General features: G+C 71.3%; 14 protein-coding genes and 1 riboswitch. Of the genes, 4 read left to right on the top strand and 10 right to left on the bottom strand.

All coding sequences use genetic code 11. From position 1 onward, the window contains the following. Window positions 1-201: 201 nt before the first annotated feature. The 9 genes from groL to ASD10_RS17530 form a co-directional block, all read right to left on the bottom strand. On the bottom strand, window positions 202-1,833 hold the full coding sequence (groL, locus tag ASD10_RS17570) for a chaperonin GroEL (protein WP_056612136.1): 1,632 nt from the start codon (window positions 1,831-1,833) through the stop codon (window positions 202-204). Window positions 1,834-2,013: 180 nt separating this feature from the next. Continuing rightward, entirely contained in the window at window positions 2,014-2,577 is a 564-nt protein-coding gene (locus ASD10_RS17565) for a dihydrofolate reductase family protein (RefSeq protein WP_056612133.1), read from the bottom strand. Window positions 2,578-2,682: 105 nt separating this feature from the next. Further along, window positions 2,683-2,883: a cold-shock protein gene (locus tag ASD10_RS17560; protein WP_056612129.1), complete on the bottom strand. Its 201-nt coding sequence runs from the start codon at window positions 2,881-2,883 to the stop codon at window positions 2,683-2,685. Window positions 2,884-2,941: 58 nt separating this feature from the next. Next, window positions 2,942-3,229 carry a ubiquitin-like small modifier protein 1 gene (locus ASD10_RS17555; protein WP_056612127.1) on the bottom strand — a complete coding sequence of 96 codons (288 nt, stop codon included), beginning with the start codon at window positions 3,227-3,229 and terminating at the stop codon, window positions 2,942-2,944. A 30-nt stretch (window positions 3,230-3,259) separates the two neighbouring features. Then, window positions 3,260-4,552, bottom strand: a complete 1,293-nt coding sequence (thrC, locus tag ASD10_RS17550; protein ID WP_235502117.1) for a threonine synthase — start codon at window positions 4,550-4,552, stop codon at window positions 3,260-3,262. A 10-nt stretch (window positions 4,553-4,562) separates the two neighbouring features. Continuing rightward, window positions 4,563-4,677: riboswitch (SAM riboswitch) on the bottom strand. 119 nt (window positions 4,678-4,796) lie between these two features. Further along, window positions 4,797-5,747, bottom strand: coding sequence for a hypothetical protein (locus tag ASD10_RS17545; RefSeq protein WP_056612123.1), 951 nt, complete (start codon window positions 5,745-5,747; stop codon window positions 4,797-4,799). A gap of 157 nt (window positions 5,748-5,904) precedes the next feature. Then, window positions 5,905-6,720 (bottom strand): trehalose-phosphatase, encoded by an 816-nt coding sequence (gene otsB, locus ASD10_RS17540; protein ID WP_157432725.1) that lies wholly within the window; start codon window positions 6,718-6,720, stop codon window positions 5,905-5,907. A gap of 8 nt (window positions 6,721-6,728) precedes the next feature. Beyond that, window positions 6,729-7,289 (bottom strand): LytR C-terminal domain-containing protein, encoded by a 561-nt coding sequence (locus tag ASD10_RS19565; protein ID WP_162248874.1) that lies wholly within the window; start codon window positions 7,287-7,289, stop codon window positions 6,729-6,731. Between the two features lie 10 nt (window positions 7,290-7,299). Further along, on the bottom strand, window positions 7,300-7,596 hold the full coding sequence (locus ASD10_RS17530) for a DUF3263 domain-containing protein (protein ID WP_056612114.1): 297 nt from the start codon (window positions 7,594-7,596) through the stop codon (window positions 7,300-7,302). 82 nt (window positions 7,597-7,678) lie between these two features. Between ASD10_RS17530 and ASD10_RS17525 the strand changes: the two genes are divergently transcribed. Beyond that, on the top strand, window positions 7,679-8,656 hold the full coding sequence (locus ASD10_RS17525) for a Gfo/Idh/MocA family protein (protein ID WP_056612111.1): 978 nt from the start codon (window positions 7,679-7,681) through the stop codon (window positions 8,654-8,656). Window positions 8,657-8,685: 29 nt separating this feature from the next. Beyond that, a complete protein-coding gene (locus tag ASD10_RS17520; protein ID WP_056612108.1) occupies window positions 8,686-10,113 on the top strand; it encodes a trehalose-6-phosphate synthase in 1,428 nt (475 codons plus the stop codon). A gap of 90 nt (window positions 10,114-10,203) precedes the next feature. Here the strand turns inward: ASD10_RS17520 and ASD10_RS17515 are convergent, their stop codons facing one another. Then, window positions 10,204-11,841, bottom strand: coding sequence for an ABC-F family ATP-binding cassette domain-containing protein (locus tag ASD10_RS17515; RefSeq protein WP_056612103.1), 1,638 nt, complete (start codon window positions 11,839-11,841; stop codon window positions 10,204-10,206). A 62-nt stretch (window positions 11,842-11,903) separates the two neighbouring features. On the opposite strand from ASD10_RS17515, the gene ASD10_RS17510 reads away from it, so the two are divergent. Beyond that, on the top strand, window positions 11,904-12,395 hold the full coding sequence (locus tag ASD10_RS17510) for an ASCH domain-containing protein (protein ID WP_056612099.1): 492 nt from the start codon (window positions 11,904-11,906) through the stop codon (window positions 12,393-12,395). Window positions 12,396-12,418: 23 nt separating this feature from the next. Continuing rightward, window positions 12,419-13,009, top strand: a complete 591-nt coding sequence (locus tag ASD10_RS17505) for a GNAT family N-acetyltransferase (protein ID WP_056612096.1) — start codon at window positions 12,419-12,421, stop codon at window positions 13,007-13,009. The last annotated feature ends 16 nt before the right edge of the window (window positions 13,010-13,025 follow it).

The following is a 13,025-nucleotide window of genomic DNA, read 5'->3' as shown; positions in this document are numbered from 1 at the left end:
TGCTCCGCGGGCTCCACGCTAGGAACGTCCCGTGCACCGTCCGGACGCTTCTCAGCATCTGGAATCGGCGGGGAGACCCGCGTCTCACCCGGTAGGGCGGGCCGCGCGGCACGGCGTCCGGACGCACGAGGGCCCCGGCCGCTGGTGCGGTCGGGGCCCACGTGGTGGTGCTGGTCGTGCAGGTGCTGTGTCGCGGACGGGCTAGAAGCCCATGCCGCCCATGTCGCCCATGTCGGGGGCGCCACCACCGGCGGCGGCCGGCTCGGGCTTGTCGGCGACGACGGCCTCGGTCGTGAGGAACAGGGCCGCGATCGAGGCTGCGTTCTGCAGCGCCGAGCGCGTGACCTTGGCCGGATCGATGATGCCGGCGGCGATCAGGTCGACGTACTCGCCGGTCGCGGCGTTGAGGCCGTGTCCGTCGGGCAGGTTGGTGACCTTCTCGGCGACGACTCCACCCTCGAGACCGGCGTTGACCGCGATCTGCTTGAGCGGGGCCGAGGCGGCGACGCGCACGATGTTCGCGCCCGTGGCCTCGTCGCCCGTGAGCTCGAGCTTCTCGAAGACCGCTGCGGCGGCCTGGACGAGGGCGACGCCACCACCGGCGACGATGCCCTCCTCGACGGCGGCCTTGGCGTTGCGGACCGCGTCTTCGATGCGGTGCTTGCGCTCCTTGAGCTCGACCTCGGTGGCCGCGCCGACCTTGATGACGGCGACGCCGCCGGCGAGCTTGGCCAGACGCTCCTGGAGCTTCTCGCGGTCGTAGTCGGAGTCGCTGTTCTCGATCTCGGCCTTGATCTGGTTGACGCGACCGGCGATCTGGTCGTCCGAGCCACCGCCCTCGACGATCGTGGTCTCGTCCTTGGTCGTGACGACCTTGCGCGCCGTGCCGAGCAGCGTCAGGTCGGCGTTCTCGAGCTTGAGACCGACCTCCTCGCTGATGACCTCACCACCGGTCAGGATGGCGATGTCGGCCAGCATGGCCTTGCGACGGTCGCCGAAGCCCGGGGCCTTGACGGCGACGGACTTGAACGTGCCGCGCATCTTGTTGACGATCAGCGTCGCGAGGGCCTCGCCCTCGATGTCCTCGGCGATGATGACGAGCGGCTTGCCCGACGCCATGACCTTCTCCAGGACGGGGACCATGTCCTTGACCGACGTGATCTTGCTGTTGACGATCAGGATGTAGGGATCGTCGAGGACGGTCTCCTGACGCTCCGGGTCGGTGACGAAGTAGCCCGACAGGTGACCCTTGTCGAAGCGCATGCCCTCGGTCAGCTCGAGGTCGATGCCGAACGTGTTCGACTCCTCGACCGTGATGACGCCTTCCTTGCCGACCTTGTCCATCGCCTCGGCGATGATCTCGCCGACCGTGGTGTCAGCGGCCGAGATCGAGGCGGTGGAGGCGATCTGCTCCTTGGTCTCGACGTCCTTGGCCATGCCGAGCAGCTGGGCCGAGATGGCCTCGACGGCGGTCTCGATGCCCTTCTTCAGGCCCATCGGGTTGGCGCCGGCCGCGACGTTGCGCAGACCTTCGCGGACGAGGGCCTGGGCGAGGACCGTGGCGGTCGTCGTGCCGTCGCCGGCGACGTCGTCGGTCTTCTTGGCGACCTCCTTGACGAGCTCGGCGCCGATCTTCTCGTAGGGGTCCTCGAGCTCGATCTCACGGGCGATGCTGACGCCGTCGTTGGTGATCGTGGGAGCTCCCCACTTCTTCTCCAGGACGACGTTGCGACCCTTGGGGCCGAGCGTCACCTTCACGGCGTCAGCGAGCTGGTTCATACCGCGCTCGAGGCCGCGACGGGCTTCCTCGTTGAAAGCAATGGTTTTTGCCATGTGTACGTTTCTCCGACTTGGTTGTCGACGTGGGGGTGATCAGGCGATGCCCGCGACGGACGGGTGCGGCGTGCGGCGAACCCTTCTCGCCTCGGCCCACACCCTCATCGATCTGATCGGTGCTTCCAGACCTGTGTGTCTGGCACTCTCACTATACGAGTGCTAATCAACGGGACGCAATCAGGTGGGCGGGCCGATGTCGTACGTCAGCTCGGCGAACGGTCCGCGCCGGTCGACCGATCGCAGCGTCAACCGGTCCGAGCGGATGTCGCGCGGCAGCAGCGGCGCTCCTGCGCCGAGCGTCACCGGCGCGATCGTGACCGTCACGCGGTCGAGCAGGCCCCGGTCGGCGAACTGGCCGACGAGGTCGCCGCCGCCCATCAGCCAGACGTCGCGCGCGCCGGCCGCCTGCACCATCTCGGCGTGCACCTGCTCGACCGGCGCCCGCGTGAACCGGATGTCGGCGCCCTCGACGACCGGGAGGTCGCGCGTCGTGAACACCCACGTGGGCCGGTCGCCGTACCAGGCCGCCCACGTGTCGGGGCGCTCGAGCAGCGACTCGTGCTCGACGACCCATTCGTACGTCGTCGACCCCATCGCCATCGCGCCGACCCCGGCCAGGAAGTCGCCGAGGCCGCCCTCCTCGTCGTCCGCGCCCGGCACGTCGAACAGCCACTGCAGCGAGTGGTCGGTCGTCGCGAGGAACCCGTCGAGGCTCGTCGCGGTGTTGTAGATCGTCGCCATGGGACCGACGGTACCGACGACGTGCGACACCCGCCGGGGCGTGGACGCGACACCCCGCGGACGCGCGAAGACCCGGTCCGTCGGACCGGGTCTTCGCGGTCGGGCTCAGTGCCCGATGACCTCGTGCGCCTCGCGGCCCTTGGGACCGTCGACGACCTCGAACTCGACCCTCTGGCCGTCCTCGAGGGTCTTGTAGCCGTCGGACGCGATCTTGGACCAGTGGACGAAGACGTCGTCCTGGCCCTCGATCTCGATGAACCCGTAGCCCTTGTCAGCGTTGAACCACTTGACGGTGCCATGCACCATGCCGCCACTCCCACCTGTCACGAACGAACCCACCTGCCGAGGGGCCGATGCGCTGAGCCTATACGGCGCCGCTGCCACCGGCTACGGCGGGAATAATCGACACCTGGGAGCCGTCGGGCGTGGGCGTGTCCAGCCCCTGCGAGAAGCGCACGTCCTCCTCGGCGACGTAGATGTTGACGAAGCGGCGCAGCTTGCCCTCGTCGTCGACGACCCGCGCGCGGATGCCGGGGAAGCTCGACTCGAGCGAGTCGAGGACGTCGGTCAGGGTCGCGCCCTCGGCGGTGACCTGCGACTGGTCCTGCGTGTAGGTGCGCAGGATCGTGGGGATGCGGACGTTGATGCTCACGGTGCTCCTTGGCAGTGGCGGGGACGGGTGTCAGGCGATGCCGGCGGCGACGAAGGCGTCGTACGTCGGGGCGATGGTGGCGGCCGGACCGACGAGGTCCGACACGGCGTCGAGCGTCTTCAGGCCGTGGCCCGTGTTGATCACGACGGTCTCGAGCGACGTGTCGAGCTGACCCGTCTCGACGAGCTTCTTCAGCACCCCGATCGTGGTGCCGCCCGCGGTCTCGGTGAAGATCCCCTCGGTGCGGGCCAGCAGGACGATGGCCTCGCGGACCTCGTCGTCGGAGATGTCGGCGACCGCGCCGCCGGTGTCGCGGCAGATGTCGAGCACGTAGATGCCGTCGGCGGGGTTGCCGATCGCGAGCGACTTGGCGATCGTGTCGGGACGCTGGGGGCGGACGACGTCCCAGCCCTCGCGGAACGCCTCGGACACCGGCGAGCACCCCGTGGCCTGCGCGCCGAAGATCCGGACCGGCTTGTCCTCGACGAGGCCGAGCTTCACGAGCTCGCGGAACGCCTTGTGCACCTTGGTCAGCTGCGAGCCGGAGGCGACGGGGATCACGACCTGGTCGGGCAGGCGCCAGCCGAGCTGCTCGGCGATCTCGTAGCCGAGCGTCTTGGACCCCTCGGCGTAGAACGGGCGGACGTTGACGTTGACGAAGGCCCAGCCGTCCTCCTCGCCCGCGATCTCGCTGGCGAGCTTGTTGACGTCGTCGTAGGTGCCGTCGACGGCCACGAGGTTCTCGGTGTAGACCGCCGAGTTGACCTTCTTGGGCGTCTCGAGGTTGCTGGGGATGAAGACCACGGTCTTGATGCCGGCCCGGGCGCCGGCCGCGGCGACGGCGTTGGCCAGGTTGCCGGTGGACGGACACGCGAAGACCTTGCTGCCGAACTCGCGGGCCGCGCTGAGGGCGCACGCGACGACGCGGTCCTTGAACGAGTTGGTGGGGTTGGTGCTGTCGTCCTTGACCCACAGCGTCTCGAGGCCGAGCTCGCGCGCGAGGTTGTCGGCGCGCAGCAGGCGGGTGAAGCCGGGCTCGAGGTTGGGGCTGGTCTCGATGTCGTCCGGGACGGGCAGCAGGGCCTTGTAGCGCCAGATGTTGGCGGGACCGGACTCGATCTGCTCGCGCGTGACGGCCGGGAAGTCGTACTGGATCTCGAGGGGGCCGAAGCAGTCGGTGCACACGTAGTGCGGACCGATGTCCTGCGTCGCGCCGCACTCGCGGCACACCAGGCCCGTGGCGTGGCCGAAGGCGCCGTCGCGGATCGCGGGAGCACTGGTCGGCTGGGGTGCGGCGTCGGTCTGGTCGGCGGTGATGCTCACGCGATCCTCCTGGTCATCTTCCCCGGATCGACTGTCGCCCGGGACGGATTGAGCACCTGGTCGCATCGTGCGACTGGTTGCTGGGGTGTCGTCGGGCCGTGTCCCTGTACCCCTCTGGATGAGTTCCTCAAGCGTAGGCGGGCGTCTCACGATGTGTCCACTCGGTCCGCATCGTGGGACGAGTGCGTCCGCTGGGTGGCTCGTCCGCGACGTCATGACGATCGAGGGCCATGCGCCTTGATCCCTATGACGCAGCGGCGTGAGGCTCCCAGCCTCCGGCCACGAGCCCCTCGCGCACCTGCTGCATGAACTCGGCGGGTGCGACGCGCAGTCCTAGTACCGGAAGCCGCAGCACCGTGTCGGACGTCAGAGCCATGTCGTTGTGCCGCAGAGCGTCGGAGACCACAGCGGTCGCCGCGAGGTGGTGGATGCCGTCGACCTCGACGACCAGCCGGAACGTCGACCAGTACGCATCCAGGTACGCCGCGCCCCTCGACGTCCGGCGCACCACCTGACGATCGGGCGATGGAAGTCCGTGCGCGCGGCACAGGCGCGCGAAGTCGAGCTCACCCATCGCCTGTGCACCATCGATCAGGTCGAGGACCACCGCCTCGAGCATCCTCCTGCGCCGGTGGCGTCTGACGGCGAGCAGCGCCTCGCCAATGTCGACAGCTCGGCACAGGCGTTGCTGGACCACCATGGCGAGGATCATGGCGGCCTGCCGGTCGCTGACAGCCCACAGCGCGGCGCGAACGGCTGCGATCGGCACACGAACCCGGGGAACGCCGACTTCGACGACGTCCGACCGCTGCAGCCGTCGGGTCTGGCGCACCACCAGACCCGGACTCCGCACGGCGCGAGCACCGCGCGGCACCGACACCCTGATCGAGTCCGTGCCGTCGAACCCTCTCAGCCCGGCGGCCTCGAGCGCGCTGACGCCGTCGAGCGCCGAACGGGGGCCTGCCTCGATGACGGCGCACCAACGGGCGGCAGGCGCGGCGAGCGTCCCGGTATGCAGGCAGATCGACTGCCGACCGTGCGATCGCCAGCGCTGTGCGCGGAGGTTGGCGGCGATCATCCACCGCGTGACGCCGAGTCGGTGCAGTTCACGCCGCGACACGACGCCGCTCTGCGCCGTCGCGACGTCGGCCAGCGCCGCGCGAAGCCGCGGCGGGACGTGGTCGAGGGAGAACATCCCTCGACGATCACGCCTGCTCGAGACGCGACGACCCCGGCATGTCCCGCCTGGGGATCCCGACGGGCCGTGCGCCCGCCTGTGGACGCCCCTTGCGTCATCGGATCTGGGGCCCTCACACCTCGGTTCGCATGACGCAGCGAGGGAGACGTCGGGGTCAGGCGGGGACGACGTCGTCCGCGAGCGCCTGCAGCCAGGCGGCGACGGCGTCGGGGCCGTCGAGGACGACGTCGGCCCGGGCCACGAGCGCGTCCTGCTCGGCCGATGCCGAGCACAGCAGCAGACCGCCGACACCCTGCGTCCGCAGCTCCTCGACCGCCGAGAACGCGGGCAGGTCGCCGAGGTCGTCGCCGCCGAAGACGATCTGCCGCGCGCCGCTCTCGGCCGCGATCGTGCGCAGCGCGGCACCCTTGTCGTGGCCCAGGCCCCGCAGCTCGATGACCTGGCGCCCCGGCTCGACCGCCAGGCCCAGCCCGGCGGCCAGGGCGGCCACGGGCTCGCGCAGCGCGTCCATGAGCGACGGGTCGACACCGCGGGTGTGCAGGGCGACCGCGAGCCCCTTGTCCTCGATGCGGACGTCGCCGGCACCGCGCTCGGCGAGCCATCCGGGCAGCGTGGCGGCGAGCCGTGCGACGGCCTCGGGACGCTCGGGGTCGGACACCGCGCCGTCCGCGGCGTTCCATCGCTCGGCGCCGTACTGGCCGAAGATCACGAGGCGCTCGAAGCCCGGTCGTCCCTCGAACCCGCCCAGCTCGAGCGCCTGGCGGACCGGGCGTCCCGTGATGATCGCGAGCTGCCCCAGCACCGACCCGAGGCGGCCCAGCGCCTCGACCGAGTCGGGGTGGGCGAAGGCCCGCGTGGGGTCGTCGACGATGTGGGAGAGCGTCCCGTCGAAGTCGAGCGCGACCAGGGTCCCGGCGGGATCGGCGACGACGGAGTCACGGATGTCGGATGCGCGAGGAGTCGGGGCCATGCCCTCGATCATTGCGTTCCCGACAAGATGATCGTCAACCGGTCCGTCCGCATCGGCGAGACACTCGGTCGGACCCGGGCGATCCCGACGTCCGCGGCGAGCAGCTCGGCCTGCGCCTGCAGGCCCGGCGGGTAGTAGACCGTGTTGGACGGGATCGACCCCGTCCAGTTGCCGACGCCCCCGAGCGTCCATCCGGTGCTCGTGACCTTGGCCGAGAACGCGCGCGCGGCGCCCACGACGCCCGAGTTGTTGAGCACCGAGACCGGCGCCGTGCGCTCGTCGGCGGGCGTGGGTGACTCGTCAGCGGGCGCGGGCGACTCGTCGGCGGGCGCGGGCGACTCGTCAGCGGGCGCGGGCGACTCGTCAGCGGGCGTGGGCGACTCGTCGGCGGGCGCGGGGGTGGCGCTCGCGACGGGGGCTGCCGTGTCGGCGGGTGCCGCGGGATCGTCGTCGAGCAGCAGCCAGCCGAGCCAGCCCGCGCCGCCGATGACGACCATGACGGTCAGGACGATGAACCAGCTCGACGGGACGAAGGCCCGTGGAGCAGGGACGTTCTTGCGATGCGCCACCATCGCGCGCTCAGAGGTCGATGCCGAGGCGCCTGGCCGAGCGGCTGCGCTGACGCTGCGCACGGAGGCGACGGAGACGCTTGACCAGCAGCGGGTCGAACGCCAGGGCGTCCTCGCGGTCGATCAGGGCGTTGAGCACCTGGTAGTAGCGGGTCGCGGACATGTCGAACTTGTCGCGGATCGCCTGCTCCTTGGCGCCGGCGTACTGCCACCACAGACGCTCGAGCGCCAGGATCTCGCGGTCGCGGTCCGACAGGGACGCGGCGACTGCCGAACCCTGCGCGTCCGACCTCTCCACAGCACTCATGTCCCCGATGGTACGGCACGAATCACACCTGTGTCATTCACCTGCGGAGACGGCGGACGGGCGCAGTGGCACAGTGAGGACCATGACGACCACGACACCCGTCCGCTGGGGCATCCTCGCCACCGGCGGGATCGCCGAGAAGTTCGCCGCCGACCTGGCTCTCGTGCCCGACAACGAGCTCGCCGCCGTCGGCTCGCGACGCCCCGACGCCGCGCAGGAGTTCGCGGCCCGCCACGGCGCCGCCCGCGCCCACGGGTCGTACGAGGAGCTCGTCGCCGACCCGGACGTCGACGTCGTCTACGTCGCGACGCCGCACGGGCGCCACCTCGAGGACGTCCGCCTGTGCTTCGCGGCCGGCAAGCACGTCCTGTGCGAGAAGGCGCTGACGATGAACGCCGACGACTCCGCGACCCTCGTGGCCGAGGCGCAGCAGCACGGCCTGTTCTTCGCCGAGGCGATGTGGATGCGCACCAACCCCAACATCCGGCGGCTCGCCGAGATCGCGGCGAGCGACGACCTCGGCACCGTCCGCCAGGTGCGTGCCGAGCTCGGCTTCGTGGGCCGCCGCGACGTCGCCCGGCTGTGGGACCTCGACCTCGGGGCCAGCGCGCTGCTCGACGTCGGCATCTACCCCCTGACGTTCGCGCACCTCGTGCTCGGCGAGCCGCAGCACATCGCGGCGGCCGGCGTCGTGTCGGAGTCCGGTGTCGACCTCAGCGGCGGCGCGACCCTGACGTACGCGTCGGGCGCCGTCGCGAGCATCGCCTGGACCCAGGTCGCGCTGGGCGACAACCGGGCCGTCGTGGCGGGCGACGCCGGACGCATCGAGGTGCCCGGACGCTTCCACCACCCCGACGGCTTCACGGTCGTGCGCGGCGACGACCGCGAGGACGTCGCGCTGCCCGTCACGGGCCGCGGCTACGCCCACGAGATCGAGGAGGTCGCGGCCTGCCTGCGGGCCGGCGCGACCGCGTCGACGGTGCTGCCGCTCGACCAGACCGTCGCGATCCAGCGGCAGATGGACACGATCCTGGAGCAGATCGGTGTCGCACGCCGGTAGAGAGCCGTCGTCGGCGCTAGGGTGACGACATGGCCACAGGCACCGCAGACTTCGTGGTGATCGCCAACCGACTTCCGGTCGACCGCGTCACCGCCCCCAATGGCGACACGTTGTGGCGCACCTCCCCCGGCGGGCTCGTGACGGCTCTCGAGCCGGTCATGAAGAGCAACGGCGGGGCGTGGATCGGCTGGCACGGCGCCGCCGACGAGAAGGTCAAGGACTTCGACCACAACGGCATGCACCTCGTCCCGGTGCCGCTGAGCAACGACGAGGTCGAGGAGTACTACGAGGGCTTCTCGAACGCGACGCTGTGGCCGCTGTACCACGACGTCGTCGCGCCCCCGGAGTTCCACCGCGAGTGGTGGGACTCGTACGTCCGCGTCAACCGGCGCTTCGCTGAGAAGGCGGCGCAGGTCGCCAACGAGGGCGCCGTCGTGTGGGTGCAGGACTACCAGCTGCAGCTCGTCCCGACGATGCTGCGCGAGCTGCGCCCCGACCTGCGCATCGGCTTCTTCCTGCACATCCCGTTCCCCCCGACCGAGCTGTTCCAGCAGCTGCCGTGGCGCCGCGAGATCCTCGAGGGTCTGCTGGGCGCCGACCTGGTGGGCTTCCAGATGCCCGGCGCGGCCCAGAACTTCGTCCGCCTCGTGCGCCAGCGCGTGGGCCACAAGACGCACCGCGACATGATCTACCTGCCCGACGGGCGCACGGTGCTGGCCAAGGCGTACCCGATCTCGATCGACGCGGCCGGCTTCGAGGAGCTCGCCCGCACGCCCGAGGTCATCGCCCGCGCCGCCGAGATCCGCGAGAGCCTCGGCAGCCCGAAGACGATCCTGCTGGGCATCGACCGGCTCGACTACACCAAGGGCCTGCGGCAGCGTCTGCGCGCGTTCGGCGAGCTCATCTCCGACGGCTCGGTGCACGTCGACGACGCGGTCTTCGTGCAGGTCGCGACCCCGTCGCGCGAGCGCGTCCAGCAGTACAAGCTGCTGCGCGACGACATCAACCGTCTGGTCGGACGCATCAACGGCGACGTCGGGCGCATCGGCCAGCAGCCCGTCACGTACCTGCACGCGTCGTACCCCCGGCAGGAGATGGCGGCGCTGTACCGGGCGGCCGACGTCATGGTCGTCACGCCGCTGCGCGACGGCATGAACCTCGTCGCCAAGGAGTACGTCGCCTGCCGCTACGACGACGCGGGCGCCCTGGTGCTCAGCGAGTTCGCCGGGGCGGCGTCCGAGCTGAAGTCGGCCTACCAGGTCAACCCGCACGACATCAACGGCATGAAGAGCATGATGCTCGCGGCCATCAACGCCAGCCCCCGCGAGAACGGGCGGCGCATGAAGGCGATGCGCAAGCAGGTCATGGAGAACGACATCGAGCTGTGGGCCAACAACTTCCTCGAGGAGCTGACGGCCGACCGCGAGCTGCACGAGAAGAACCCCCGCCCCGTCTAGGGCGCGCGGCTTCGCCGCCGCAGCGGCTCCTCCGTCGCCGCTGCCGGACTTCGTCCGGGCGCCTGCCTTCGCTCGCTGCGCTCGCTCGGCCTATGGCCGGGTGACCGTCCCGTTCTCGACGTGCCAGCGCTGGTGCAGGTCGACGTTGTCGAGCAGCCGCCGGTCGTGCGAGACCAGCAGCAGGGCGCCGTCGTAGGCCGCCAGCGCCTGCTCGAGCTGCTCGATCGCGGGCAGGTCGAGGTGGTTGGTGGGCTCGTCGAGCACCAGGATGTTGACGGCCCGCGCCTGCAGCAGCGCCATCGCCGCCCGCGTGCGCTCGCCGGGAGACAGGCGCCCCACGACGCTGCCGACCTGGTCGGCCTTCAGCCCGAACTTGGCCATCACGGTGCGGACGTCGGCCGGCGACAGATCGGGCACGGCGGCCTCGAAGGCGTCGCCCAGCACCAGGTCGTCCGGCAGCACCGACCGGGCCTGGTCGATCACGCCGACCTGCATCGACGCCCCACGCGACGCGCGCCCCTCGTCCGGCTCGAGCGCGCCCAGCAGCAGCTTCAGCAGCGTCGTCTTGCCCGCTCCGTTGGGCCCCGTGATGCCGATGCGGTCGCCGGCGTCGACCTGCGCCGTGACCGGCCCGAGCGTGAAGTCGCCGCGGCGCACGGTCGCGGCGTCGAGCGTCGCCACGACGGTGCTCGAGCGGGGCGCGGCGGCGATCTCGAAGCGCAGCTCCCACTCCTTGCGCGGCTCCTCGACCTCCTCGAGCCGGGCGATGCGCGACTCCATCTGCCGCACCTTCTGCCCCTGCTTCTCGGACGACTCGGTCTGCGCCTTGCGACGGATCTTGTCGTTGTCGGGGCTCTTCTTCATGGCGTTGCGGACGCCCTGCGAGCTCCACTCGCGCTGCGTGCGGGCCCGGGCCACCAGATCGGCCTTGGTGCCGGCGAACTGCTCGTACGCCTCGCGGGCGTGGCGACGGGCGATCTCGCGCTCCTCCAGGAACGAGTCGTAGCCGCCGTCGTGGACGCGCACCTGCTGCTGGGCGAGGTCGAGCTCGACGACGCGCGTGACGCACCGCGCGAGGAACTCGCGGTCGTGCGAGACCAGCACGATGCCGGACCGCATCCCGTCGACCATCCGCTCGAGCCGGTCGAGGCCGTCGAGGTCGAGGTCGTTGGTCGGCTCGTCGAGCAGGACGACGTCGAACCGGCTCAGCAGCAGGGCCGCCAGGCCGACGCGCGCGGCCTGGCCGCCCGACAGCGACGTCATGAGGGCATCGCCGTCGAGACCGAGGCGCAGGTCGCCCAGCACCGACGGGATGCGCTCGTCGAGGTCGGGCGCCCCGGAGGCGAGCCAGCGGTCGAGCGCGACGGCGTACTCGTCGTCGGCGTCCGGCGCGTCCGACCCGAGCGCCGCGGCGGTGCGTTCCATGGCCTCGGTCGCGGCGGCCGCCCCGGTGCGCCGGGCCAGGTGCGCCGCGACGGTCTCGCCCGCGAGCCGCTCGTGCTCCTGCGGCAACCAGCCGACGAACGCGTCGGACGGGGCCGTCGACACCGTGCCGGCCAGCGGCGCGGTGCGCCCGGCCAGGATCTGCAGCAGCGTCGACTTGCCCGCCCCGTTGGAGCCCACGACCCCCACGACGTCGCCGGGGGCGACCGTCAGGTCGAGCCCCTCGAACAGGGTGCGGTGGGCGTGACCACCGGACAGGGACTTGGCGACCAAGGTGGCACTCACCCCCAGATCGTCCCACGGACGACCCGCGCGACGGCCGCCCGTCGCCCTGAGAGGATGACCGCATGACCGCCGACGAGATCGACGCCTTCTGGACCGCGGCGCGCCACCAGACCCGCACCAACCCCGTGCCCGGCTACCTCGGCACGTACTCGGCCGAGGCACTCGCACCGCCCGCGTGGGCCTTCGGAGCGACGCCCGAGCACGCCGAGGAGCTGCTGGCCCTCGTCCTCGCCGGCACCAAGACCGCGACGTCGAGCGCCCTGTGGGACTTCGAGCACGACGGCGAGCCCATGCCGCAGGTCGGCGACCTCGCGATCGTCCTCGACGGCCAGGAGCGGCCGCGCGCGCTGATCGAGATCGTCCGGGTCGACGTCGTGCCGTTCGACGAGGTCGACGCCGAGCACGCCCACCTCGAGGGCGAGGGCGACCGCTCGTACGAGTACTGGCGCGACGTCCACCAGCGCTACTTCGACCTCCACTCCACCAACGGGCGGGGCTTCTCGCCCTCGATGCCTGTCGTGCTCGAGCGCTTCAGGCTGCTCTACCCGCGCTGACGCGGGTCTGAGAGTCTTCGACCATGGTCGACCCCCGCGACGTCACGGACCGCCCCGTGCTGTCGGGCACCCACGTCCGCCTCGAGCCGCTGGCCCCCGAGCACGCCCCGGCGCTGCTGGCCGCGGCCGACGACGACGAGGTGTTCCGGTGGCTGACGTTCCTGCGCCCCCGCACGCCCGCCGACGCCGACGCGATGGTCTCGCGCTACCTCGACGGACCGGCCGTCCCGTGGGTGCAGGTCGACGCCACGACCGGCGACGTCCTCGGCATGACGGCGTTCTACGACGTCGACCCCGCGATGCGCACCGTCGCGATCGGGTGGACGTGGCTCGCGCGGCGGGCCTGGCGGTCGGGGGTCAACACCGAGGCGAAGCTGCTGCTGATGCGGCGCGCCTTCGACGACCTCGGCTGCGTGCGGGTCGTGTGGCACACCGACGCCCGCAACGAGCGGTCGCAGGCGGCCATCGCGCGGCTCGGCGCCCGACGCGAGGGCGTCCTGCGCAAGCACAGGCTGCGACCCGACGGGTCGTGGCGCGACACCGTGACGTTCTCGATGCTCGACGACGAGTGGCCGGTCGCCCGCGCGGCCCTCGAGTCGCGCCTGACCCGCTGACGCGGCCCGCCCGATG

The sequence above is a fragment of the Aeromicrobium sp. Root472D3 genome (assembly GCF_001426485.1).
Taxonomy (GTDB): Bacteria; Actinomycetota; Actinomycetes; order Propionibacteriales; family Nocardioidaceae; genus Aeromicrobium.
This window is presented reverse-complemented; position numbering and strand designations above follow the sequence as displayed.

What these genes read in the sequence shown, in the direction of transcription:
- groL (WP_056612136.1), bottom strand. Translation starts at nt 1,833, where the DNA reads ATGGCAAAAACCATTGCTTTCAACGAGGAAGCCCGTCGCGGCCTCGAG.
- ASD10_RS17565 (WP_056612133.1), bottom strand. Translation starts at nt 2,577, where the DNA reads ATGGCGACGATCTACAACACCGCGACGAGCCTCGACGGGTTCCTCGCG.
- ASD10_RS17560 (WP_056612129.1), bottom strand. Translation starts at nt 2,883, where the DNA reads ATGGTGCATGGCACCGTCAAGTGGTTCAACGCTGACAAGGGCTACGGG.
- ASD10_RS17545 (WP_056612123.1), bottom strand. Translation starts at nt 5,747, where the DNA reads ATGTTCTCCCTCGACCACGTCCCGCCGCGGCTTCGCGCGGCGCTGGCC.
- otsB (WP_157432725.1), bottom strand. Translation starts at nt 6,720, where the DNA reads ATGGCCCCGACTCCTCGCGCATCCGACATCCGTGACTCCGTCGTCGCC.
- ASD10_RS17530 (WP_056612114.1), bottom strand. Translation starts at nt 7,596, where the DNA reads ATGAGTGCTGTGGAGAGGTCGGACGCGCAGGGTTCGGCAGTCGCCGCG.
- ASD10_RS17525 (WP_056612111.1), top strand. Translation starts at nt 7,679, where the DNA reads ATGACGACCACGACACCCGTCCGCTGGGGCATCCTCGCCACCGGCGGG.
- ASD10_RS17520 (WP_056612108.1), top strand. Translation starts at nt 8,686, where the DNA reads ATGGCCACAGGCACCGCAGACTTCGTGGTGATCGCCAACCGACTTCCG.
- ASD10_RS17510 (WP_056612099.1), top strand. Translation starts at nt 11,904, where the DNA reads ATGACCGCCGACGAGATCGACGCCTTCTGGACCGCGGCGCGCCACCAG.
- ASD10_RS17505 (WP_056612096.1), top strand. Translation starts at nt 12,419, where the DNA reads ATGGTCGACCCCCGCGACGTCACGGACCGCCCCGTGCTGTCGGGCACC.